Source organism: Hydrogenophaga sp., assembly GCF_011390835.1.
Lineage (GTDB): Bacteria > Pseudomonadota > Gammaproteobacteria > Burkholderiales > Burkholderiaceae_C > Hydrogenophaga.
Genome location: NZ_JAABRQ010000007.1, coordinates 1 through 22827 on the forward strand (window position 1 = coordinate 1; position 22827 = coordinate 22827).

Below are 22827 nucleotides of genomic sequence, written 5' to 3' on the forward strand. Positions count from 1 at the left end.
CCAACATCGCAGAATCACGGGCGCAACGAAACGCCAACAACGTAGCCGGAGCGTCTACCGCGCGAGCGGTTTAGTCCGCAGGCTGATTGTGGCCGTTGAGATTAGAAAACGGATGTCGAACTGGCGCACACAGCTTCGCTCGTGCATGGGCCGCACTCAAGCCTTGTGCCGGACCCGCCAACCGCCAGTTGGCAAGCGAGCCAAGTTCAGCGCGTTCCCGGCCAGGATCAGGCCAATGCCCAATAACGTGAATAGATCCAACCCTTCCGAGTACGCCAGCCAGCCAACGAGCGCGGTCAACGGCACGCGCAGGAAGTCCATCGGTACGACAACGGTGGCATCTGCATGCTGCATCGCCCTAGCGAAGCAGTAGTGAGAGTAGGTTCCGCAGAACGCCACCACCACCACCCAGCCCCAGCCCTGGCCAGAAGGCCATTGCCAGACTATGAGCGCCGGTACCAGCCCGATCGCGCTTTGCACCACCAGCATCCAGAAGCTGATCGCGACTGCTGCGTCCGTGCGGGTCAGGGACTTCACCAGGACGACGGAGATTGCGAACCCGACGGCCGAGACAAGCGCAATCAGCTGCCCGATGTCGATCTCGCCCGCGCCTGGGCGCACGATCACTGCCACGCCCACCAGCCCCAGTAGCACCGCGAGCCACTTCCGGCCGCTCATCCGCTCGCCGAGAAAGACCACTGCCAGGGCCGCCGACCATATCGGCATGGTGAATTCAATGGAAACCACCTGTGCGAGCGGGATCAGTGTCAGGGCCACAAACCACCCGTACTGCGCGGCATAGTGAATGGTATTGCGCAGCGCGTGTTGGGGCAGCCGTTCGGTCCGGACCGCGCTAAGACCTCCCGCTGCACGTACCAGCGGCCAGAGCATTGCCATACCCAGAGTTGAGCGCAGCAGCATGATCTGGAAGACCGACAGTTCGCGCGCGGCCTCGCGCCCAGCAACCGCTATCACCACCATCAGCGTCAGCCAGCCGGCCATCCAGCCTGCAGCACGAGCGAGTTGGGTATCGGAGCGGGGCTGCATCGCCGGAAGCATAGCTGAGCGGCTGCCCCTTGATTTCAGGCAGGTGGGCGGTAAAAGTGTTGGAGTTCTGCCGGACGCTGAGAAGCCAAAGAGGTCTTTCGGAAGTCTGCGATGAACAAAGGCAATCGCTGCAAACCCGAAGTTGAAAAACTGAAGGTCTCTTCAAGGCTGCAAGCCGTCGATCGTGATCGATACCCTTCACTGACGCCCTGACCAATGTCCTACCAGGCCCTCCCTCAGGTCTCGCCGACCACGTCCCCTGCGTCCTTGGCCGCTTGCCCGCTCAGGTGCGCAGGCAAGCGGTTGAGCATCCAGCGCATGGCCAGCGGGATCAGCACCAGGTCGTCCACCAGGCCGAGCACGGGGATGACGTCTGGCAGCAGGTCCACCGGGGAGATGAGGTAGAGCACCAGTCCGGCGCTGCCCAGCTTCAGCCACAGGGGTGCCTCGGGGTGGCGCAGGGCAAGCCACAAGCGGCGCGCGTCTCCGCGCACAGCCACCCACAAGACGGACAGGCGTTTCAACATGGCAGCACTCCTTGGGTTTGAGACAGATCTAGGTACATGGGGGTTTCAAGCCGTTTGACAAGCGATCAGCCGCTCAGTTCACGCCCGCTCCACATGGACCAAAACCGCCAGCACCTAGCCCACTGTCCTCAGACGAGGGTGCAAGAAACCTACCTAGCGCCGGATTGCGTTCGGAAAGTACATCGCTGTGAGGCTGCGGCTGTGCACCGGCGAAAAATTGTCGGCGAGGTGGGTGCTGGCCTGGCCGTATCGCCGCCAGTCTCGCACCCAGTGCAGGCGGTCGCAGACTTCAGTCAGGCCCACGGTCTCGCGGTCACCGATCAACACGCCGTGCACGCGCAAGCCCAGGCGCTGCTTGGCGTCGCGCAGAGCGACCAGCGTGGCGTGGGTGACGCCGAATTCGCCGTCGCTCACGATCAGCAGGTCAGCCTCGGCCCAGCCCTGGCTTTGCACCGTGGCGATGGCGCGCTCCATCGGTGTCTGCACGTCGGTACCACCGTCAAAGCTCTGCCCCATCAAGTCGAGCAGGGCATTCAGGCCGGTGGCGTCGAGCGTGAGGTCTTGCTCCAGCAGTTCATCAGGGCCGCCAAAGGCCATGAGGCGGCAGGCGCGTCGCCCAGCGTGGGCGCTGCGCACGGCTTGCAACACGCAGGCCTTGGCCACCTGCTCGGGTGCGCCCTGCATCGAGCCCGAGGTGTCGAGGCATACCATGAGCGGACCTCGGCCCAGCGTGGTCGGGCGCTGGCGCCAGGGCGTGCGCTGCGCTGTGGCGGTGGGGCGCGCGGCAGGGACGCGGGCGCGGTCGTCGTAGGTGAACAGCTGGGCTTCGGCAAAGCGCGCGCGCCACAGCCGGCGCAGCACCGGGTGGCCCAGGTGCTGCAGCTCGCCCCCGGTCATGCGCGCCAGGTTGCGCGAGCGCCGCACGCCGTCCACCGCAGTGGGCTCGGGCCGCCGCGTGTCGTCATGTGTAGCCTGCTGGGCCACCGACATATCCGGGTACGAATCGGGGCGAGCTTGCTGGGCCGGGGGCGCGTGTGCGTGCACCTGGCGTCGGCCCACCTGGTCGATGAAACTGGCCAGCGCCGGCTGGCGTTGCAGCAGCGCGCCGATGCGCTGCGCCTCCTGCCATTCGCGCCGACTGAGCTGGCCGCGCAAATCGTCCCAACGCAGGTGCGCCAGATCGCCCAGCGATTGCAGCAGCGCCAGCACCTCATCCCAACCCTGGCGCTGCACGTCCCAGCTGGCCAGAAAAGAGGCGCGCATGTCCTCGATGGCGGTGGCGCGGGTGACGCCGTCGGCCCGGTCGATCAGGCCATCCAGGTGCCACAGCAGGCTTTGCATCACCTGGAGCGCCAAGGGCTCGCTGCCCTGCGTGAGCGCGGGCAAGGACAGCTCGGCCAGCAGCGGCCGCAGGGCCTGAGTGGCCTCGGCGTCGCCAAAGTCCAGCGATGCCTCGGGCAGGTGGCCGGCCATGAGTGCGGTGCGCCAGGCTACCAGATCGTGCAACCGCCGTGCGGCCACGCCGCTGCTGCACACCACCGCCCAGCGCCAGAGCTCGCGCGGCAGTCCGTCCAGGTGCTGGTAGGGTTGGTCTGCCCGGGGGGCGCCCAGGGCGCTTAGTGCGCCGACCATGTCACGGGCGCCGGCTCTGTGGGCGGCGCCTCGGCCGACACCGGCAGTTCGGCGAAGCCGTCCCGCGCGGCCTGCAGGCGCTGACACCAATTGTGCAAGCGGTCGCAACGCGCGGTGTGCTCGTTGCAGATGGCGTCGCGCCAAGAGGGCGGTAGCCAGGCGTATGCCCGCGCCTCGGTGATGATCTGCCTGGCCAGGGTTTCGGTGTCGTCGCGCAGCGACTGCAGCTGAAGCAGCAGTGCGTCGCACTGCGCCACGCGGGCGGCGATGTGGATGCGGCTGAAGTGGTGCTGGGCGCGATCGCTGGTGATGCGCACCATGTCGTCGCGGGCGGCGTCGGGGCCTACGATAGCGCGCGCTAGGGCCAGCTTGCCCGCGTTGTCGTCTTGCACGTCGGCGGGCGCGCGGCGCTCAATATCGAGTTGCTGTTCAAAGGCCTGAACCGCGCGCTCCAGGCCATCCAGCGGCATGGGCTCGGTGCGCGCCACGCGGTGCAGAAACCATTCGCGCCAGGCAGGCACCTCGACCGGGCCCGACGCCAACACAAAGGGCAGCACCCAGAGGTCCCAGGGTTGAACCACCTTGGCTTGCTGGCTGGCGGCCTGCACTTGCAGCAGCGTCACCAGCTGGCGCCAGCGCCGGTCGGACACGGGGTATTCGGACTGGCTGGCTTGGTTGCGCGCCGCCAGCAGATGGGCCAGCACCGGTTCACCGAGCGCCACTGTGGGTGCCTGTTCTCGCAGGGCCTGCAACTGCTGCGGCGCGAGTTGCGCCGCCGGGGGAACCTCGGTCAAGGAAGCAGGCGGGTCGGTGAGCAGCTGGGTGAAATGCGCGTCGTCCACCGGCAACACCGGCACGCGCAGCAGAAAGCGGTCGTAGAAGGCCAGCAGGCTGTCGTCTTGCGGCTGCTCGTTGCTGGCGCCCACCAGGCAGCGCAGCGGTACCGCGAGGCGCTGGCTGCCGTTGTCGAACTGGCGCTCGTGAAGCAGGCTGAGCAAGGTGTTGAGGATGGCCGAGTTGGCCTTGAACACCTCGTCGAGAAACACCACCTCGGCGGCAGGCAGGTAGCCCTCGGTCAGACGCTCGTAGCGGTCTTCTTCCAGCGCGCGCAGCGAGAGCGGACCGAATAGCTCTTCGGGCACGGTGAAACGGGTCAGCAGGCGCTCGAAGTAGCGGGCACCGGGCAACAGGCACTGCAAGCGGCGCGCCAGTTCGCTCTTGGCGGTGCCGGGTGGCCCGAGGAGGAGCACGTGCTCACCAGCGACGGCCGCCAGCAGCAACACGCGAGCGGCCTCGTCGCGTTGCAGCAGACCACGCTCGAGCACAGCCAGGGCGGGTGCCCAAGGCAAGCCGGAGGGAGTTGCACTCATCGTGTGATCCAAGGTACCACTACTTTAATGCGCACTGGTCTCCGGAGCGCGAGTCCAAACCCAAGTATGCGGTGGAACCGGCTTTGCCGAGCCACTCGCATCACCCCCCTCCCGGGGGTGACGCGAAGCGGCGCGGGGGGCGGGTGTTTAAACCCGCTCGAAGATTGCCGCAATGCCCTGGCCGCCGCCGATGCACATGGTCACCAGCGCGTAGCGGCCCTGCACACGCTGCAGCTCGTACAAGGCCTTGACGGTGATCAGTGCGCCAGTGGCGCCGATCGGGTGGCCCAGCGAAATGCCCGAGCCGTTGGGGTTGACCTTGGCCGGGTCCAGACCGAGCTCTTTGGTCACGGCGCAGGCTTGTGCGGCAAAGGCTTCGTTGGCCTCGATCACGTCGAGGTCCTTGACGGTGAGGCCGGTTTTCTTCAGCACTGCCTGCGTGGCCGAGATCGGGCCCACGCCCATGATCTTCGGGTCCAGCCCGGTGTGGGCGTAGCCGACCAGGCGCGCCATGGGCTTGGCACCGCGCGCCTTGGCCACTGAGGCGTCCATCAGCACCACGGCCGCGGCCGCGTCGTTGATGCCCGAGGCGTTGCCGGCCGTCACGGTGCCGTTTTCCTTCACGAACACCGGCTTGAGCTTGGCCATGTCTTCGGGTTTGCAGTCAGGGCGGAAATGTTCGTCGGTGGCCCAGGACACTTCGCCCTTGCGGCTCTTGAGCATGACCGGAACGATCTGTTCCTTGAAGCGGCCTTCCTCGGTGGCGCGCTGGGCGCGGTTGTGGCTCTCGACCGCCAGCGCGTCCTGCATCTCGCGCGTGATGCCGTATTTCGCGGCCACGTTTTCGGCGGTGACGCCCATATGGATGTTGTGGAAGGGGTCGTGCAGCGCCCCGACCATCATGTCGATCATCTTGGTATCACCCATGCGGGCACCAAAGCGATTGGTCAGGCTGGCGTAGGGCGCGCGGCTCATGCACTCGGCGCCGCCGCCGATGGCGATGTCGGTGTCACCCAGCAAGATGCTCTGGCTGGCGTTGACGATGGCCTGCAGGCCCGAGCCGCAGAGGCGGTTGACGTTGTAGGCGGGGGTGGTCTCGGCACAGCCGCCGTCGATCGCGGCCACGCGCGAGAGGTACATGTCGCGCGGTTCGGTGTTGACCACATGGCCGAACACCACATGGCCCACGTCTTTGCCGTCGACGCCGGCGCGGGCCAGTGTTTCCTTGACGACGAGCGCGCCGAGGGCGGTGGGCGGTGAATCTTTGAGGCTGCCGCCAAAGGTGCCAATGGCGGTGCGGGCTGCGGCTACGACGACGACTTCTCTGCTCATGGGGTGTCTCCTGGAGGTGGTGTGTGGGGAATCCGACTGACCCCTGTTCGATGCAGCAGGCCAAGTGCCCATGGTAAGCGTGGCTCGCTTACGCCAGGCTTGACGGGCGTCAACCGCCTGCTGATGAGCTCAGAAGCTTTGCCGCGCCAGCACGCGCAGCCGGCCTTCGGCCATCTGCCCGGGTCGGGTCAGCAGCATCTCGCCCATGGCCACAAAGCTGCCGGTCAGCGCGCTGATGTTCACCTGGTGGGTCACCAGCACCAGGTTGCGTGGTGCCTTGAAATCCTGCAGCGCCTGCAGCACCGCCTGCGTCTGGCGCTCGCGGCCACCTTGCTGAAAGAACGAGTTGATGGGCGACCACACGGTGTGCCGGCCGAACGCCAGCTCGGCGGTGTCCACGCAGCGGCACCAGGCGCTGGATCGCACCTCGTCCAGCGCGATCTTTTCACGCTGGAACGCCGCCGCCACCCGCCTGGACTGCTCACGACCGGCCTCGCTGAGGTTGCGCTGGGTGCTGCAATCGCCGATGCGGAAGTTGGGTGGATCACCAATGCCGGACTCGGTCTGGGCGTGGCGCATCAGCAGCACGTTGCCGCCCTGGCGCAGTTGGGTCCAGAAATCGGCGGCTTCGGTCTTGTTCTGGGCGCGAGCGAGCAGCGGCCCGCCCAGCGCGAGGCCCAACAGCGACGAAGTGAAACGGCGGCGGGGCAGCAGGGACATGGGTTCTCCGGTCGGGGATGGATGGACAGGTTGCTGGGGTCAGTCGCGCACGTCAGCCACGGGCTGCTGCCCGAAGTCGGGACGCTCCAGCCAGGCCAGCACGCGCTGGGCAGCAGCATCGGGAGATGTGAGCTGGCCCTGACGCTGGAGTTCCACGAAGCGTTCGCGGTCGGGGAACGCTGCTGGGTCGCCCGCACGCAGCTCGGTCTGCATGTCGGTGTCGATTACTCCGGGCGCGAGCGAGACCAGCAGCGCGCCGTGCGGACGTTGTGCTTCGTCCAGTGCGCTGCAGCGGGTGAAGTGGTCCATGCCCGCCTTGGCAGCGCAATACGGCCCTTGTGAGGCCATGGCGTGGCGCCCCAGGCCGGACGAAATGTTCAGCACCTTGCGTGAACCGCGCCAGCCCAGATCGACCCAGGCGCCGGTGGCGCCGAGGAACGCGGCGGTCAGTTGCATCGGCGCTTCCAGGCCGACCCGCAGCGCGTTGGATAGTTGATCGGGCGGGCAGGTGTTGAGCGGGCCGATGGGGGCGAGCACACCCGCGTTGTTGATCAGGGTGGTGCTGTGCAGGCTTTCCGGATCGAGTCCGTGCAGCCAGTCTCGCAGACGCTCTCGGCTGGCCACGGTGTCGCTCAGATCCTGCGCCCATTGCAGCAGCGTAGCGCCGGCGGCCTCGGCCTGGCGCGCGAGCGCGGCGCTTTCATGGCGCGAGATGCACAGCAGCACCCGGTCGGGAGCCAGCAACTGCTGCGCCATCGCCAGGCCCATGCCGCGTGAGCCGCCGGTGAGGACGGTGAGGTGCTGGGGCGTGATGCGCATATTGATCTCCAAAGGTCAGAAAGGGCAGGTTGCCACAAAGTGAATGACTTCACCGCTGTGCGGGTGAGGGCAGCTCAGGGCTTGTGCGTGCAGCAGCAGTCGCTGCGACGGATCGGGTGGATCGGCTGCGTAGAGCGGATCGCCCACGATGGGGTGGCCAATGGCTTGCAGGTGCACGCGCAGCTGGTGTGACCGGCCTGTGATGGGTTCGAGCGCGAGTCGCGTGTTGCCGTCGAGATCGGGGCCTGGCGGATTCTCCAGGCGCCAGCGCGTTAGGCTGGGTTTGCCGGCGTCCAAACTCACGATGCTGCGCGGGCGATTCTGCCAGTCGAGCAGCAGCGGCAGATCGATGGTGCTCCAGCCGTTGTCGGGCTCGGGGTTGTGTAGCGTACCGGCGACCACGGCGGTGTAGCGCTTGTGCACCCGGCGTTGCTCGAACGCGAGGTTCAGCGCGCGCTGGGCCTCAATGCCGCGCGCCATAAGCACCAGGCCGGAGGTGGCCATGTCAAGACGATGCACGACGAGGGCGTCGGGCCAGCGCGCCTGGGCGCGTGCGCTCAAGCAATCCTGCTTGTCAGGCCCGCGACCGGGCACACAGAGCAGACCCGCGGGCTTGTCGAAGACCAGCAGCCTGGGGTCGACGTACAGCGGGTTCAGGTCGCCTCTCAAGGCGCAGCGCCCGCGCCCAGCGCCTGGGCCACTTCGGCGGCGTCCAGGCTGCGCGCTGCACCAAAGCCGGCGACCTGGCGGGCACCGCTGGGCTGCAGGCGAACAAAGCGGAAGTCGCCCAGCGCTGTCATCGGCTCGGCCTCCGGGAACCGTGCCAGGTAGGCGCTGCGGCACTGATGCGCGTCGTCGCTGCCGGGTTCGGCCCAGGCTGCGTCGACCGACAGCGTCACGCGCGCCAGCGCATGCACCGGCTCGCCATCCACCTCGGCCTCACACACCAGCAGTGTGGCGCGCGGGCTAGATTGCAGGTGGCGGCTGTGCGCGGCCAGCGCGCTGATGTGGATGACGATGCTGCCGGCGTGCGCGTCGATGGCAAAGGGCACCATGGACACAAAGGGCCCACCGTCGGGGTCGAGCGTACCCAGGGCGGCGGTGCGGCGGCGCGATAGCAGTTCGCGCAGCGCCCGCGTCAGGCTGTGCTCGCTCATGCGCTCAGCGGACGACCACCTCGGCGCGGCGGTTGCGCGGCTCGACCACCTCGTCGTCGGTGGGCACCGCCGGCTCACGCTCGCCGCGGCCCACGGCTTCGATCAGCGCCGCGTCGAAGCCGCGCTCGATGAGTAGCGCGCGGATCGCCTGCGCCCGCTCCAGCGACAGCTGGTCGTTGGCTTCGACCGATCCCTGGCGGTCGGTGTGACCAGTGATCACGATCTCGCCGCCAGCGCGCGCGCGGGCTTGCGTGATCACCTGCGCCAGCTGCGCTTGCGATTGTTCCGTGAGCTGTGAGGTGCCCGGCTCGAACTGCAGCACGAAGCGCTCCGGCGGCTGGGGCTGCAGCGCTACCAGCCGGGGATAGGCCTCGCGCACGCGGTCGGCTGTGGTGGTGTCGGTGCTGATGTCGCCGCGGCGGTTCACGTCGGCCACCGCATAGGGCTGGTTGAGCACCTGCTCGCCCTGGGCGGTGCTCACGGCCACCGCGCTGGGTGCGCCCCCGGCCTGAGGTAGCAGGGTGACGCGGGTGGCGGGAGCGCAGGCGGCCAGCAGGCCGATCGACACGGCGATGATCGCGAGGCAGGATGGTCGGTTGAGGCGCATGGTCTTCGCTGGCCAACGGGCAACGCCGGCACCAGGGTGGAGGGGATAGGTCAGCGCCCGGCCTGGGTTTCGACGATGAAGTCGGTACCGCGCACACCGACCACCGAGGTGGGGGTCTGCACCTTGAACAGGTCGGGGTTGATGCGAGCCAGCAGGCCGGTAACGACACGCACCGAGCCTTGCAGCAGGTCCAGCAGGAAGTTGCCCTCCTGGGTTGTGGCATCGAACTGGAACTTGCTCAGGTCCATCGTGGTGTTGGGACCCATGGTGAGCACGGTGCCATCCTTGAGCGTGATCGTAGCTGAGCCAGTCGCGCCGGTGCTCACGCGCTGGGCCACACCCACACCGGCGCCGGGCGCCACCGCCTGGCGCGCGCCGGCAGGGCCGACCCAGGTTTCGCCTTCGACCTGTTTGAACGTGCCGATGCGGGGAGCGTCAGCCACTGGCGCAGCGGGTGTCGTCTGCGCTTGTGCGCTCAACGACGCGAAGGCGAGGCACAGCATCAGGGGCATCAGGCGGGCAGGCTTGAACATGGGCGCAACTTTGATCCAGGGACAACGATGGTACCGGAGCCGCACGGACCAGGGCAACCGTGGCGGGGAACCTTGATAGCTGGCCTTAGTCGCTCTTGGCGACGGGATCTGAACCAAAGTGAGCGGTGCCCGTCTGGCCCGCCGCCGTTGACCCCGGCTTATCATGCTCTTTTGCCTTGGAGGAAATCCTGTTTTGCCTGAACTGAATACCGAACGCCTCACCGAACTCGCAATCTCCCTGGGTGCACAGATCGCGCTGGCGCTGGCGGCCCTGCTGATAGGCCTCTGGCTCGCCGGCTGGATCGCCCGTCGGGTGGACAGCCGCATGGAGCAGTTGGGTGTGGAAATCACCCTGCGCAGCTTCTTGCGCAGCCTGATTGGTCTGGGTCTCAAGGTGATGGTGGTGATCAGTGTGGCCACCATGCTGGGCGTGGCCACCACCTCGTTCATCGCTGTACTGGGCGCGGCGGGTCTGGCCATCGGCCTGGCGCTGCAGGGCAGCCTGTCGAATTTTGCCGGCGGCGTGTTGCTCATCCTGTTCAAGCCGTACAAGGTGGGCGATTTTGTGGAGATGCAGGGCATCAGCGGTTCGGTGGTCTCGATCCAGATCCTCAACACGGTGCTGCGCACACCCGACAACAAGCTGGTTTTTGTACCCAACGGGCCGGTGGCCAACGGCAACATCACCAACTTTTCGGCTGAAGACACGCGGCGTGTGGACATGGTGTTCGGTATTAGCTACGGCGGCGACATCGACCTGGCCAAGACCACGCTGCGAGAGCTCCTGCATGCCGACTCGCGTGTTTTGCCCGAACCCGCGCCGCTAGTCGTGGTCAGCGAGCTGGCCGACAACTCGGTCAACCTCACCGTGCGCGCCTGGGCGGCCACCAGCGACTACTGGGGCGTGTACTTCGACATGCAGGAATCGGTGAAGAAGCGTTTTGACGCCGTGGGCCTGGAGATTCCGTTCCCCCAGCGCGACGTGCACCTGCACACGGTCAGCAGCTGATCCGCTTGCCTTCCATGCTGCTGCTCGCGCCCATGGAGGGCCTGCTCGACGCCACGCTGCGCGACGTACTTACCCGCACCGGGGGCATCGACCGCTGTGTGAGCGAGTTCATCCGCGTCACCAACACCGTGTTACCCGAGCGCGCCTTTGTGCGCGTGGTGCCCGAGCTGTTGAACGGCGGGTGCACACGTGCCGGCGTGCCGGTGCGGCCACAGCTGCTGGGCTCCGACCCGGCCTGCCTGGCCGACAACGCCGCGCGCCTGGCGATGCTGAATCCACCAGGCATCGACCTCAACTTTGGTTGCCCCGCCAAGACAGTGAACAACAGCCGCGGCGGCGCAGTGCTGCTGGACGAACCCGAGCTGGTGGGTCGCATCGTGGCGGCGGTGCGGCGCGCCGTGCCACCGCAAGTACCGGTCTCGGCCAAGATGCGCCTGGGGTTCAACGACGATGCGCGCGCCGAAGACAATGCGCTGGCCATCGCCGAAGCCGGTGCCAGCGAGCTGGTGGTCCACGCGCGCACCAAGGCCCACGGCTACCGCCCACCGGCTTACTGGGAGCGCATTGCGCAGCTGCGCGATTGCCTACCTTCTAGCCTGCGCGTGATCGCCAACGGCGAGATTTGGACCGCAGACGACGCGCAGCGCTGCCGCGAGGTGACCGGCTGCGACGACCTGATGATCGGCCGCGGCATGGTGGCCGACCCGGGCCTGGCGCTGAGCATCCGCGCCCAGGGCTCCGTGAGCTGGCAACAAATCCTTCCGCTGCTGGCCGATTTCTGGCAACAGGTGGGCCGCCGGGTGGAGCGGCGGCATCGCGCCGGTCGCCTCAAGCAATGGCTTTCTGCCTTGCGTCGGCGCCATTCCGAGGCGGATCAGGCGTTCGACACCTTGCGCTTGCTACACGAGCCCGAGGCCATCGACGACTGGCTAAGCCAGCAGACCGGAACAGCCCAGTCCCGCCCCCTTACACCAGAGCCAGTGGCCTCGCCGCCAGCGGAAATGGCGCCAGCGTGTTAAGTTCCGGCCCCGGACTCGAAAACCACCTTGTATGACGACTATGGAACAACGGCTCGCCGCCGTGACAGGAGAGCGGCTGCGAGGTATGCGGCGCGGCCTTGAGAAGGAGAGCTTGCGCGTCCAGCATGACGGCAAGCTGGCGCTCACGCCTCATCCCAAGTCGTTGGGTAGTGCGCTCACCCATCCCCACATCACCACTGACTTCAGCGAATCGCAGCTGGAGCTGATCACTGGCGTGCACGACAGCGTGGCCGCCTGCCTGGACGAGCTGGCGGAAGTCCACCAGTTCACCGCCCGTTGCCTGCACACCAGCGACGAGATGATGTGGGCCTCCAGCATGCCGTGTGGCCTGCCGTCTGACGAGACCATTCCCATCGGCCTGTATGGCTCTTCCAATGTCGGACGCGCCAAGAGCGTGTACCGCATCGGCCTGGGCCACCGCTACGGCCGGCGCATGCAGACCATCTCGGGCATTCACTACAACTGGTCGCTGCCCGGCGTGGACAACGAAGGCTATTTCGGCCTGATCCGCAATTTCCGCCGCCATGCCTTTCTGTTGCTCACGCTGTTCGGTGCCTCTCCGGCGGTGTGTTCCTCGTTTGTCGCCGGACGCCAGCACGAGCTGCAACCCCTGGGCAGCAGCGGCTCGCTGTACATGCCGCACGGCACCTCGCTGCGCATGGGGCGCCTGGGCTACCAGAGCGAGGCGCAGGCGTCGCTCGCGGTGAGCTACAACGGGCTGGAGGGTTATGCTGCCTCGCTGCACGATGCGCTGGCGCGGCCCTGGCCGGCGTACGAGGCCATCGGTGTGCGCAACCCGGGCGGTGACTACAACCAGCTGTCCACCAGCCTGCTGCAGATCGAAAACGAGTTTTACGGCACCATCCGGCCCAAGCGCGTGATCTACCCGGGCGAGCGGCCGCTGCATGCGCTGCGCGAGCGCGGCGTGGAGTATGTCGAGGTGCGGCTGCTCGACCTCAATCCGTTCGAGTCTGTAGGCATCGATGCGGCCACGCTGCGCTTCATCGATGTGTTCCTGCTGCACTGCCTGTTCACCGACAGCGCGCCCGATACGCCCGCGGAGATCGAGGAACTGGCCCACAACCAGCAACAGACCGCTGCCCGCGGCCGCGAGCCTGGCGTGCGTCTGCAGCGCGACGGTGCCGAGGTGCTGCTGACCGATTGGGGTCTGGCGATCATGGACGAGCTTGCGCCCTTTGCCCGCGCACTCGACGAGGCCCACGGCGGTGCGCTGCACGCCGAGGCGGTGGCGCAGGCCCGTGCCCGTTTGCTGGCGCCTGAGACGCTGCCTTCCGCCCGGGTGCTGAAGGCCATTCGCGACGAGCACGCCAACTCGTTCACCAGCTTTGTGCGCACCTGTTCGGCTCAGACCCAGGATCGGCTGCTGCAGCTGCCCTGGAGCGCCAAACAGCAAGCGCGGTACGAGGCGATGGCGCTTCAATCAATTGAAGACCAGCGCAAAATCGAAGATGCCGACACCATGCCGTTTGAGGTTTATCGGCAGGAATACACCTCACCGGCGCGCCTGGGGCGCCCGCAGCTGGAGGCGTTGGCCGCGCTGGCCTGAAGCCAGCTCGCTGGCGTCAGACCTCGCCGCCGAAGCGTTTGATGAGGTTGGCGATGTACTTGTCGACCAGCTTTTCGAATTCGCCTTCGACCACCGGCGCCACGACCATCTTCATCAGGCCCGGCAGCGGTACGTCGATCTCCCCCTGAATCGCCAGGGTCACGTTGGTCGACTTCTTGTTGTCCACGATCTTCCAGTTGCCCCCGACGAGCGCATTGCCCACACCCTTGACCGGTGTCCACTTCACTGTGCCCTTGGCCTTGTCGCTCACGTACTTGCTCGCATAAACGGTCTGGATGTTCACCTGCGAGGTGCCCACCTTCTCCATTTCCCACTTGTAGACGCCATCGCCCATGTCGGTGAGCTTGTCGACCTTGGGGAAATGGCTGACCGAGGTCGGCACATCCGAGAGTACGTCGAACACCTCGCCGGCCTTCGCCTTGACGTCGAATTCGTAGCCCAGATCAATCTTCACGGTGATGCTCATGTGTCGCCTCTTGTGGGTGGGTGGGATGGAAATTCATTTTGGCATGGCACCCAGCCTCGCCAGACGCGGGCGAACCCGAAGGTGCTAGGGAGGGTGTTCAAAACTCCCCAACCGGTCGCGGCACAATGTGCAAAGCTGTCCAAGAGAACGTCGTCCATGAGCATCCAGTGGTTTCCCGGTCACATGCACCTCACCCGCAAGGCGATTGCCGAGCGGGTCAAAGCGATCGACGTGGTGGTCGAAATGCTCGACGCGCGCCTGCCCGGCTCCAGCGCCAACCCGCTCATGGCCGAGCTCACCAGCAGCCGGCCCACGCTCAAGGTGCTCAACAAGCAGGACATGGCCGACCCCGAGCGCACCGCGCTCTGGCTGGCGCACTACAACGCCCAGCCGCAGACCCGTGCACTGGGACTGGACGCCAGCCACACCGCGCCGGCGCGGGCCCTGATCGACGCCTGCTTCGAGCTGGCGCCCCTGCGCGGCGGCATGGTCAAGCCGATGCGGGTGCTGATCTGCGGCATCCCCAACGTGGGCAAGTCCACGCTGATCAACACACTCAAGGGCAAGCGAGCGGCGAAGACGGGCGACGAGGCGGGCGTCACACGCAGCGAGTCGCGCATCGCCCTGGCCGATGACTTTTACCTCTATGACACCCCGGGCATGCTTTGGCCGCGCATCGTCGTGCCCGAGAGCGGCTTCAACCTGGCTGCCAGCGGCGCGGTGGGGCGCAACGCTTACGACGACAAGGAGGTGGCCTGGGAGTTGCTGGCCAAGCTCAAGACCGACTACCCCCGATTGCTGGATGCCCGGTACCAGCTCGGTCTTTCAAGCGAAGCCGTCGCCGCTGCTGCAGAGGAAGACCTGCTTGATGCCATCGGCAGGCAGCGGGGGGCGCTGGCCGCGGGTGGCAAGGTTAACGGCCAGAAAGCCGCCGAGCTTCTGATCGCCGACTTCCGGGCGCTGCACATTGGCCGCATCACGCTGGAGACGCCCGCGCAGTTTGATACCTGGTTGCGGGCTGGCCTGGCCGCGGACCGCGAAAGCGATGCGCGCAAGCACGGTCTGCGCGAAAAAGGACACATCAAACCGGCCAAAAAAACCTCGGCCGCCCCCACCCCCAAGCGTGCCGCGCGCTGATCACCTCATGGGAGCAAACACATGACCACCATCGCACCCACAGCCGATCCCGAATCCGATCCCCGGGTGAAGGCCGTGTTTGACGACATCCGCGCCACGCGCCAGACCGACTTCATCAACAACCTCTGGCGTTACCTGGCGTTCGACGCGAGCTTGTTGGAGACGACCTGGGCCGAGGTCAAGCGCGTCATGGCCACGCCTTCCAGTTTGGACCCCCTGACCAAGGAAATGGTCTACATCACCGCGTCCATCATCAATGGCTGCAGCTACTGCGTGCACTCGCACACCGCCGCAGCCGCCGCCAAAGGCATGACCCCTGAGCAGCATGCAGAGCTGCTGTCCATCGTCATGCTGGCGGCCAAGACCAACCAGCTCGCCACCGGTTTGCAGGTGCCGCTGGACCCGGTGTTCGACCGGGGCTGATCGCCAGACGGTCTTGACGCGCATCAAGGCACATCGGCTGGAGCGGTGAGAGCATGAAGAATTCTGCGCTTCGGAGGATTTGAAATGACCGACACCCGCCGTATCCTGCTCATCGAAGGCCACCCCGACACGGTAAGCCAGCACCTCAATCGAACCCTGGTCGACGCCTACGCCGAAGGGGCTCACGCTGCCGGGCACGCGGTGCGCCGCCTGCGTGTGGGGGCGCTCGACTTTCCGGTGTTGCGAACTGCGCAGGCCTGGAACCACGAGCCTGTGCCACCCGCGCTCAAACCGGCGCAGGATGACATCGCCTGGGCGCAACATGTGGTGATCTTTTTCCCGCTCTGGTTGGGTGACATGCCCGCGCTGCTCAAGGCCTTTTTGGAGCAGGTGGCGCGGCCTGGATTTGCGGTGGGCCCGGAGGGCGCCAAGCCCTTTGGCCACAAGCCGCTGTCGGGCCGCTCGGCGCGGGTGGTGGTGACCATGGGCATGCCGGCGCTGGCCTACCGCTGGTTCTACCGTGCGCACAGTGTCAAATCGTTGGAGCGCAACATCCTGGGTTTTGTGGGCTTTGCGCCGGTCAACGAAACGCTGATCGGGATGGTCGATCAGCTCGGCGAAAAAGGCGTGGCCAAATGGAAGGCCCGGCTGCGCAAGCTCGGTCGAGACGGGGCTTGAGCGCATTCAGTGGGTCAGCGTGATGCGCAGCGCTCGGCCGTCTGACAATGTGGCGCAGGCGCCTTGGGGCAGTGGCGCGAGCCGTTCGATGAGGCTGGGTAGGGGTTTCAGGTCGGCCAGTTCGGTCCACTGACCCGGCGCGTCCCAGCGCAGCGCGTGCAGCGCGCGGCGGGTCATGTCGGGCAGCACGATGGTGGGGCGCTGGTCGGGCTGCATCACGATCACCGCCAGGTCTTGCTCCAGAGCGCCCATGCGGTGGTTGGACACATCGAGCATGCGCGCAAAGGGCACCAGGGCCGGTGGTCGGAAGTGCAGCAGTTGCAGCACACCGCCGATGTGAGGCGTGGTCACGGTGGCGAGGTCGAGCTGGCCGTCGCCATCGAAGTCGGCTACGCCCACCGGGTTGAGCCACCGAAAGGTGGAGCCGGCGGAAGGACCTCGTGCGCGCTCGACCAGCCGGGGCTGGTCTTGGGTTCGGTCTAGACCCAGCACCACCAGCGAAGCGCCGCGCAAGGCGTCGGCTTCGATCAGCAGGATTTCCTCGCGCCCGTCGCGGTCCAGATCCACGATGCGCGGCACCCTGTCCTCATAAACCCTGTTCAGCGGCAGCACCAGCTCGACGATATGCCAGGCGCCGCTGCTGGATGTCACCTGGGCGTGCACGCTGCCCGCGTGCACCGGCGAGCCCAGTGCACCATGCGGGTAGCGCCGGGTGGGGGACCCGAGCCAGACCCAGGCCAGATCGTGCTTCCCGGCCACCGCCTGGCTGTCGGGGATGCGCTGCTGCGCTTCAGCGGGCAGGGGCTGTGTGCGGTGGGCGAGGCGCTCGATGGGGAGACAGGACTGGGCCCGAGGGGCCACAGTCAAGCCCATGGCGGTTGCGGCCAGGGGCTGCAGGCTCAGGCAGATGAGCAGGGCAACCAAGGCGGGCTTGCCCCAGGAGGCGAAAAGGGGAAGGTACTGGAAACGGAGCATGACCATCGGTCGCGCATCCCGGTCGGGTCTTACACCATGTCCAGCGGCAACGGCGCTGCCAGGCGCCAGCAGGCGCCAGCGCAGGCCCTCAGGCAGCGACTTTCACGCCTTTCCAGAACGCCACGCGTCCACGGATGTTTTCCGCTTCGGGCTTGGGCTCGGGGTAGTACCAGGCGGCGTCGGGGTTGAGCTCACCCTTGACCAGCAGCGAGTGGTAGTGCGCCTGGCCCTTCCAGGGGCAACTGGTGCGGTGGTTGCTGAAGGTCACGTATTCCCGCTTGAGCGAGCTCTCCGGAAAGTAGTGATTGCCCTCAACCAGCACCGTGTCGTCACTTTCAGCTACGACTACACCGTTCCAGGTCGCCTTCATGCGGCTTGCCTCATTTGGTCTTCTCTTTGCCGCGCGGGATCACCGAGGTCATCGGCGGCGAAGGACGGTCCGAGGTGACCGGGCCCTTGGGCACGGAAGTGTCCTTCTTCGGTTTCTTGGCCATCTTTTCGTTGCGCTGTTCTTTGCCCATGAGACTCTCCTATAAGGATTCGAGACGAATCGAGCGATGTTAAGCCAGAAACGTGCTGGAATCAGAGACCCAGCAAGCTCGCCAGATCCTGCGTCGCCATGGACCCGGTGCGGGTGATGACCTGGCCAGTTTGCGGGTGGCGCGCGACGATGAACGGCACCGAGTCCGCCCCCAGTCGATTGAGCAGCCCGGTGTTGACCTTGATGGCCTCGGCTACCTCGTCGGGTACGCTGGATGAAGCCGACATACCGCCCTGGCCAGCGAGCAAGGCCTGCTCGTGCTGGGTCATGGTCTCCAGCGGGTTGGCCGCCTGCATCAGAGCCGCGCCCTGGGGCAGACTCTTGGCGTTGATGATGGCCACTGGTAGCCAGACAAACTTGACCTTGTTGTGCAGCGGCAGTGACGAGTTCCACAGGTGGCCGCAGTGGGGGCATTGGGGGTCGAACAGCACGTAGACCGGATTGGCCCCCATGAGCGCGCCCACGGTGAAGCCCTTGCCCTCGGCGCCCAGGATGCTGTGAGCCTGATCGGCGGCGATCGGTGCCGCGGCGGTGGATGCTGGCGCGCTGTCCTGCGGCGAGCAGGCGGACAGCAGCAAGCACATGGCGGCGAGGAGGGGGAGGGTGAGGGTGCGAAAGGTCGGCATGGTCTTGGGTTGCGGCACAAGCAGAACGGGTATGACCCCATTGTGCCGCGCCGCTTCCGTCCGGGTTCAGCCGAAGCTGCGTGCCTGCGCCATCTGACCCATTCGCGCCGTGGTTTCGAAAAAGCCGGCCACCATCTCGTCGATGATCTGCTGCGTGGTTTTCACGCCTGTGATCAGCCCCGCGCTCTGGCCGGCCAGCGCCGGCGCGGCTTCCATGTCGCCGTCGAAATACACGCGCTGGATGCCGTGAAACGTGTCGGGTGGCATCACACCGGCCTCGTGAATCGCGGCGGTGCGTTGCGACTTGAGTGCGCGGATGCAGGGGCTGGCCTTTTTGTTGAGCACCCAGGTGCCGGTGTCGCCGGCCTGGATGATGGCCTGCTTGAAGTTGTCGTGTACCGGGCTCTCGGCACTGCAGACAAAGCGCGTGCCCATCTGCACGGCTTCAGCGCCCAGTGCAAAAGCGGCAGCCATGCCGCGGCCATCCACGATGCCGCCGGCAGCAATCATCGGCACGTCGGCCCGCGCCCGGATGGCTTGCAGCAACACCAGTGTGGAGACCTCCTCCGGATTTTTGAAGCCACCGCCCTCTGCTCCTTCGACCACCAGGCCGTCGATGCCTGCATCCACGCACTTGAGCGCGGTTTCGACCGTGGGCACGGCGTGGTAGACGGTGATGCCCGCGCTTTTCAGCGGCGCGATGAACTTGGCCGGGCTGCCGGCCGAGGTGGTCACGAACTTCACGCCCGAGTCGCAGACAAAACGCAGCATGGCGTCATCTTTCAGGAAGCGGATCGGCAGGTTGACGCCAAACGGCAGGCCGGTGGCGGCCATCTTGGTGATCTCGGCCTGGCAGTTGGCGGTTTCGCCAGAAGAAGTTTCGATGATGCCCAGGCCACCGGCGCGCGAGACGGCCGAGGCGAGCGGAAAACGGGCGATCCAGCCCATGGGGGCCTGGACGATGGGGTAGCGCGCGCCGGTGTGGGCGAGCACGCGGTTGGGGGTTGGCAGCATGGGGCTCCTGTGGATCACGGCAACCGCACATTGTTGAAGCGATTGCACCGAGACCCTTGTCGCTCGCGTTACCGCGTTCGGCAACGCCGCATGTGGGATGCACAAAGAGGCTGCCAGGCCTCAGCCCGGCAGCCTCATGCGCTGCTCTGGCAACCTAGGTCGAGATCAATGGGCCAGGATGATGCTGGCGATGATGCCGGTGGCAATGGCGACCAGCACATAGTCGCCGCCCACCTGCACCCACTGCTGACCCCGGGGCGGTGGCGCCAGGCGATGTGCACGGTGGTTTACCACCACATATTGCCGGTTGCGGTACTCGCGCGGCAGGTAGGCGCCGCGCCGGAACTCCGGGCCGCGTGCGTTGTAGTAGTAGCGACGCTGATCTTGCCGCATGTCGCGGCGGGCATCGCGTCTGTCGTAGCGATCATCTCGCCGGTCAGCACGGCGCTCGTAGCGGTCTTCCCGGCGGTCTTCGCGCCGCTCAACGCGGTTGTCTTGGCGAGGTTGCTGAACGATTTCAGCGCGGGGCTTGTCGCGACGGCTGTCCTGCTGGGCAAACGCAGGCAGCGCGCTCATGCCGATGGTGGCTGCGACGATGGCGCTGATCAGTGAGGTGGATTTCATGGGGACACTCCTGGGGTTGGGGTGTCTGCATGTTGGATGTGCCTTGTGTCGCCACGGTAAAGCGCAGCCCCAGATTTGCAAAGATCGGTTGCGGACTGTGTGGCGCCGAGCTCGCCTCAACTCAGTCCGGCGGTTTCCTTGGCGCGCAGCTTGGCAGCGATGTATTCACCATGCGTCACGTGCAGCAGCCCCGCCACCTTGCTGATCACGTGGTTCTCGTGGGCGTCTAGATGCGCGTCGGCATAGGCCACCCGCCACATCGCTTCGACCACGCGGATCTTCTGGTCTTGGGTGAAGCGCTCGTTGAGCTGACTGGTGAAGCGCTGGTAGTCGTAGGCAGTCTGCGCGGTGTCCTGAGCCAGCTCGATCAGCGCGGCGATCTCGTCGTCGCGCAAGCTGAACTTGTTGTGCAGTGCCGTCACCACGGTCGCCCGCTCAGCCGCATCCAGCGTGGGTTCGGCACGCAGCACCTCAACCAGCAGCACCGCTGTGGCGAGCTGCAGCTGGTGCTCCTGCTCTTGGGGCGAGCTGGTCGGGGCGCCTTCGGTGAGATTGGTCAGGAAGTCTTGGAGGAGTTTCAACATGGTGGGTGTTAGCGAGAAAACAGAGAGATGGAGCGGGTCAATAGGCCGCAGGTTCCCGAGCCCACACCACCAGCAGGTTGTTGGCGGGCATGGCGTATCGCTCGCGCAGCGCCAGGCCCGTCGCTTGCGCTTGTTGCGCCACGGCTTCGAGCCGGCGTATACCCCAGGCCGCATTGTTTGCGCGCAGGCTGGCGTCAAACGCCTGGTTACCCGGCGCAGTGGGCACGCCGTCTTCCAGGTAAGGCCCGTAGGTGACCAGTCGGCCTTCGGGGGCGAGATGCGTTGCTGCGCCATGCATCAGCCCCTCGCACACCGGCCAGGGCGAGATGTGCAGCAAGTTGGCGCAGAAGATCAGGTCAAACGCCTCGGGTTGGCCGTCACATTGGATGGGCCAGGAGCGGGCGAGTACATCGAGCCGAAGGGCGGGGCGCACCCGCGCTTGCAAGCCCGCGATTTGCACGCGCGCATCGATGGCGCTCACCAGCGCTTCGTCGGCCTCGCTCGGTTGCCAGCGCCAGCCCGGCAGGTGCTGCGCGAACCCCACCGCGTGTTGACCGGTGCCCGAGGCGATTTCCAGGGCGCTGCCAGAGTCGGGCAGCAGTGCCTGCAGCCGCTCGAGAATGACTTGCTGGTTGCGCTCGGCCGCCGGGCTGAAAGGCAGGTTCATCGTTGCTTCAGCGTGCGCGCAGACCCTGGGCGAGCGCACCCAGCGCGATGCCGGCCAGAGCCCAGAGCAGCGTCCAGTTGCCGGTGCCCAGGCCTGCGATCGCCGGGCCTGGACACACGCCGCAAAGTCCCCAGCCCACGCCGAACAGCGCCGATCCCCGAAGGGTGTCCCGGTTCCAGGTCGCCACGTGGGTGTGGAATCGCTCGCCCAGCAGCGGTCGGCCGAGCCAGATCGGCACCAGCTGGTAGGCCAGCAGCGTGACCACCACCGCGCCACCCATGACCAGCATCAGGCCCCAGTCCTGGAAGCGCAGAAAGCCCAGCACCACCTCGGGCTGCACCATCGTCGAGAGCGCCAGGCCGAAGCCGAACAGGACGCCGCACACCAGCACCACCACGAGCTCGCGCAGGCGCCCGACAGAACCAGCCGCGGGCGGAAGGGCGTTGGCCTCTGGCATCACCGCGCTCATGCCAGCCACCACCCAACGAGGTTGGCGGTGAGGAAGGCGGTGCCCATGAAGGTGAGCACCGCCAGCAGCGAAGGCAGCTGCAGCGAGCCCAGACCGCAGATGCCGTGGCCCGAGGTGCAGCCATTGCCCAGCCTTGCGCCATAGCCGACGAAGAAGCCACCGACCAGCAGCAGGCCCACCGGCACCTCGGTGCGCAGCGCTTCGCCACCCCCCATGGTGAGCCACCAGATCCCTGCGCCGAGCACCAGCCCCGCGGCATACACCAGCCGCCAGACGCGGGAGCTGGTGAAGCGAAGCTGATGAAAAAACGGCGCTTTCACCGCCCACGACCAGGTGGAGCTGAACACCGTGCTCATGCCGCCGACCAGACCCGTCAACACGAACAGCAGCGCCACGCCGCTGCCGATGATCAGGCCGCCGATCAGATAGTGTGGCCAGCCGAATGGGAAAAGGTCGTGGAGGAGAGTCATGGCGGGGCATTATCCCCACGCGGCCAACTGCCTGCTGGCGGCGACAATCAAAACCATGTGCACCAACTACACGCCTGCCACGCCGACGCACCTGGTTTCACTGGCCGAGATCGGTGGGCTGGGGCCGGTGGTGCTGCCGACCGACAACTGGCCGGTCGAGACCTTTCCCGGCTATGTTGCACCCTTACTGTGGCGCGACCCAGCAGGTGAGGTGGTTTGCAGCTTGGCGCGCTATGGCCTGGTGCCACGCTGGTGCCGCGACGCGGCGCAGGCCGGCACGGTCTCGCGACGCACCTACAACGCCCGCAGCGAGACGGTGGCTGAAAAGCCCAGCTACCGATCGCCCTGGCGCGAACGCCGCTGGGCCCTGGCGCCCATGGAGCACTACTTTGAACCCTGCTGGGAAACGGGACGCGCGGTGCGCTGGCGGCTGCAGCAGCCTGACGCCGCACCGTTTGCCGCTGCTGGGTTGCACGAGCACTGGGCCGATCCCGCCACTGGCGAGTTGGTGCAGAGCTTTTCGCTGCTCACGGTGAACGCGGACGATCACCCGGTGCTGCGGCGCATGCACCGGCCGGGCGACGAAAAGCGGCTCCTGGTGGTGGTGCCGCCGCAGGCTTTCAGTGACTGGTTGAGTGCTTCGGTGGATGAAGCAAAAGCGCTGTTGGCGAGTGCCTTGCCCGACGGGTTGATGGGTGAGCCGGCGCCGCGCGCCGTTGCGCAGCGCTCGCAGCCGACCGATACCTCGCAGGCCTCACTGGATCTGTGACGC

At 66.5% G+C, this 22827-nt stretch carries 29 protein-coding genes; 7 read left to right on the top strand and 22 right to left on the bottom strand.

Features of this window, described 5'->3' with window-relative positions; all coding sequences use genetic code 11:
* Window positions 1–156: 156 nt before the first annotated feature.
* The 11 genes from GPT34_RS05880 to GPT34_RS05930 all read right to left on the bottom strand — a co-directional run bounded on the left by GPT34_RS05880 (window position 157) and on the right by GPT34_RS05930 (window position 9744).
* Window positions 157–1002: a DMT family transporter gene (locus GPT34_RS05880; protein WP_291010326.1), complete on the bottom strand. Its 846-nt coding sequence runs from the start codon at window positions 1000–1002 to the stop codon at window positions 157–159.
* 281 nt (window positions 1003–1283) lie between these two features.
* Window positions 1284–1574, bottom strand: a complete 291-nt coding sequence (locus GPT34_RS05885) for a YkvA family protein (RefSeq protein WP_291010327.1) — start codon at window positions 1572–1574, stop codon at window positions 1284–1286.
* Window positions 1575–1727: 153 nt separating this feature from the next.
* On the bottom strand, window positions 1728–3206 hold the full coding sequence (locus GPT34_RS05890) for a VWA domain-containing protein (RefSeq protein ID WP_291010328.1): 1479 nt from the start codon (window positions 3204–3206) through the stop codon (window positions 1728–1730).
* Window positions 3191–4576 (bottom strand): AAA family ATPase, encoded by a 1386-nt coding sequence (locus GPT34_RS05895; RefSeq protein WP_291010329.1) that lies wholly within the window; start codon window positions 4574–4576, stop codon window positions 3191–3193. Before GPT34_RS05895 ends, GPT34_RS05890 begins: the two co-directional genes overlap by 16 nt.
* A gap of 147 nt (window positions 4577–4723) precedes the next feature.
* Entirely contained in the window at window positions 4724–5908 is a 1185-nt protein-coding gene (gene bktB / locus GPT34_RS05900; RefSeq protein ID WP_291010330.1) for a beta-ketothiolase BktB, read from the bottom strand.
* A 129-nt stretch (window positions 5909–6037) separates the two neighbouring features.
* Window positions 6038–6628 carry a histidine phosphatase family protein gene (locus tag GPT34_RS05905; RefSeq protein ID WP_291010331.1) on the bottom strand — a complete coding sequence of 197 codons (591 nt, stop codon included), beginning with the start codon at window positions 6626–6628 and terminating at the stop codon, window positions 6038–6040.
* A gap of 39 nt (window positions 6629–6667) precedes the next feature.
* Complete coding sequence (locus GPT34_RS05910; RefSeq protein WP_291010332.1) at window positions 6668–7447, bottom strand: SDR family NAD(P)-dependent oxidoreductase; 780 nt, start codon at window positions 7445–7447, stop codon at window positions 6668–6670.
* A 15-nt stretch (window positions 7448–7462) separates the two neighbouring features.
* Window positions 7463–8116 carry an RluA family pseudouridine synthase gene (locus tag GPT34_RS05915; RefSeq protein WP_291010333.1) on the bottom strand — a complete coding sequence of 218 codons (654 nt, stop codon included), beginning with the start codon at window positions 8114–8116 and terminating at the stop codon, window positions 7463–7465.
* Complete coding sequence (locus tag GPT34_RS05920) at window positions 8113–8604, bottom strand: pyridoxamine 5'-phosphate oxidase family protein (protein WP_291010334.1); 492 nt, start codon at window positions 8602–8604, stop codon at window positions 8113–8115. Before GPT34_RS05920 ends, GPT34_RS05915 begins: the two co-directional genes overlap by 4 nt.
* 4 nt (window positions 8605–8608) lie before the next feature.
* Window positions 8609–9211 (bottom strand): OmpA family protein, encoded by a 603-nt coding sequence (locus tag GPT34_RS05925; protein ID WP_291010335.1) that lies wholly within the window; start codon window positions 9209–9211, stop codon window positions 8609–8611.
* Window positions 9212–9261: 50 nt separating this feature from the next.
* Window positions 9262–9744: a FecR family protein gene (locus GPT34_RS05930; protein ID WP_291010336.1), complete on the bottom strand. Its 483-nt coding sequence runs from the start codon at window positions 9742–9744 to the stop codon at window positions 9262–9264.
* Between the two features lie 193 nt (window positions 9745–9937).
* Here GPT34_RS05930 and GPT34_RS05935 point away from each other — a divergent pair, with 193 nt between their 5' ends.
* The 3 genes from GPT34_RS05935 to gshA are packed head-to-tail and all read left to right on the top strand — an operon-like array spanning window position 9938 to window position 13360.
* Window positions 9938–10753, top strand: coding sequence for a mechanosensitive ion channel domain-containing protein (locus tag GPT34_RS05935; RefSeq protein ID WP_291010337.1), 816 nt, complete (start codon window positions 9938–9940; stop codon window positions 10751–10753).
* Between the two features lie 14 nt (window positions 10754–10767).
* The gene (locus GPT34_RS05940) at window positions 10768–11772 is read left to right on the top strand and encodes a tRNA-dihydrouridine synthase (RefSeq protein ID WP_291010338.1); all 1005 of its coding nucleotides are present in this window, start codon (window positions 10768–10770) and stop codon (window positions 11770–11772) included.
* Between the two features lie 31 nt (window positions 11773–11803).
* On the top strand, window positions 11804–13360 hold the full coding sequence (gene gshA, locus GPT34_RS05945) for a glutamate--cysteine ligase (protein ID WP_291010339.1): 1557 nt from the start codon (window positions 11804–11806) through the stop codon (window positions 13358–13360).
* A 16-nt stretch (window positions 13361–13376) separates the two neighbouring features.
* Here the strand turns inward: gshA and GPT34_RS05950 are convergent, their stop codons facing one another.
* The gene (locus GPT34_RS05950) at window positions 13377–13847 is read right to left on the bottom strand and encodes an SRPBCC family protein (RefSeq protein WP_291010340.1); all 471 of its coding nucleotides are present in this window, start codon (window positions 13845–13847) and stop codon (window positions 13377–13379) included.
* Between the two features lie 156 nt (window positions 13848–14003).
* Here GPT34_RS05950 and ylqF point away from each other — a divergent pair, with 156 nt between their 5' ends.
* The 3 genes from ylqF (at window position 14004) to GPT34_RS05965 (ending at window position 16085) form a co-directional block, all read left to right on the top strand.
* On the top strand, window positions 14004–14984 hold the full coding sequence (gene ylqF / locus GPT34_RS05955) for a ribosome biogenesis GTPase YlqF (RefSeq protein WP_291010341.1): 981 nt from the start codon (window positions 14004–14006) through the stop codon (window positions 14982–14984).
* A 21-nt stretch (window positions 14985–15005) separates the two neighbouring features.
* Entirely contained in the window at window positions 15006–15407 is a 402-nt protein-coding gene (locus GPT34_RS05960) for a carboxymuconolactone decarboxylase family protein (protein ID WP_291010342.1), read from the top strand.
* Between the two features lie 84 nt (window positions 15408–15491).
* On the top strand, window positions 15492–16085 hold the full coding sequence (locus GPT34_RS05965; RefSeq protein ID WP_291010343.1) for an NAD(P)H-dependent oxidoreductase: 594 nt from the start codon (window positions 15492–15494) through the stop codon (window positions 16083–16085).
* 6 nt (window positions 16086–16091) lie between these two features.
* Here GPT34_RS05965 and GPT34_RS05970 read toward each other — a convergent pair whose 3' ends face one another.
* The 10 genes from GPT34_RS05970 to GPT34_RS06015 form a co-directional block, all read right to left on the bottom strand.
* The gene (locus GPT34_RS05970; RefSeq protein WP_291010344.1) at window positions 16092–17066 is read right to left on the bottom strand and encodes a VCBS repeat-containing protein; all 975 of its coding nucleotides are present in this window, start codon (window positions 17064–17066) and stop codon (window positions 16092–16094) included.
* Window positions 17067–17148: 82 nt separating this feature from the next.
* A complete protein-coding gene (locus GPT34_RS05975) occupies window positions 17149–17430 on the bottom strand; it encodes a DUF427 domain-containing protein (protein WP_291010345.1) in 282 nt (93 codons plus the stop codon).
* Between the two features lie 10 nt (window positions 17431–17440).
* A complete protein-coding gene (locus GPT34_RS05980; protein WP_291010346.1) occupies window positions 17441–17581 on the bottom strand; it encodes a hypothetical protein in 141 nt (46 codons plus the stop codon).
* A gap of 61 nt (window positions 17582–17642) precedes the next feature.
* Window positions 17643–18185 (bottom strand): DsbC family protein, encoded by a 543-nt coding sequence (locus GPT34_RS05985; protein ID WP_291010347.1) that lies wholly within the window; start codon window positions 18183–18185, stop codon window positions 17643–17645.
* A gap of 108 nt (window positions 18186–18293) precedes the next feature.
* A complete protein-coding gene (locus GPT34_RS05990) occupies window positions 18294–19241 on the bottom strand; it encodes a nitronate monooxygenase (RefSeq protein WP_291010348.1) in 948 nt (315 codons plus the stop codon).
* Between the two features lie 165 nt (window positions 19242–19406).
* The gene (locus GPT34_RS05995) at window positions 19407–19865 is read right to left on the bottom strand and encodes an RcnB family protein (protein WP_291010349.1); all 459 of its coding nucleotides are present in this window, start codon (window positions 19863–19865) and stop codon (window positions 19407–19409) included.
* A gap of 116 nt (window positions 19866–19981) precedes the next feature.
* The gene (locus GPT34_RS06000; RefSeq protein WP_291010350.1) at window positions 19982–20449 is read right to left on the bottom strand and encodes a TerB family tellurite resistance protein; all 468 of its coding nucleotides are present in this window, start codon (window positions 20447–20449) and stop codon (window positions 19982–19984) included.
* Between the two features lie 37 nt (window positions 20450–20486).
* Window positions 20487–21116, bottom strand: a complete 630-nt coding sequence (locus GPT34_RS06005) for a DUF938 domain-containing protein (protein WP_291010351.1) — start codon at window positions 21114–21116, stop codon at window positions 20487–20489.
* A 7-nt stretch (window positions 21117–21123) separates the two neighbouring features.
* On the bottom strand, window positions 21124–21585 hold the full coding sequence (locus GPT34_RS06010; RefSeq protein ID WP_291010352.1) for a DUF6691 family protein: 462 nt from the start codon (window positions 21583–21585) through the stop codon (window positions 21124–21126).
* Window positions 21582–22055, bottom strand: a complete 474-nt coding sequence (locus GPT34_RS06015; protein WP_291010353.1) for a YeeE/YedE thiosulfate transporter family protein — start codon at window positions 22053–22055, stop codon at window positions 21582–21584. The genes GPT34_RS06010 and GPT34_RS06015 overlap by 4 nt, the downstream gene beginning before the upstream one ends.
* A gap of 55 nt (window positions 22056–22110) precedes the next feature.
* On the opposite strand from GPT34_RS06015, the gene GPT34_RS06020 reads away from it, so the two are divergent.
* Window positions 22111–22824: an SOS response-associated peptidase family protein gene (locus GPT34_RS06020; RefSeq protein WP_291010354.1), complete on the top strand. Its 714-nt coding sequence runs from the start codon at window positions 22111–22113 to the stop codon at window positions 22822–22824.
* The last annotated feature ends 3 nt before the right edge of the window (window positions 22825–22827 follow it).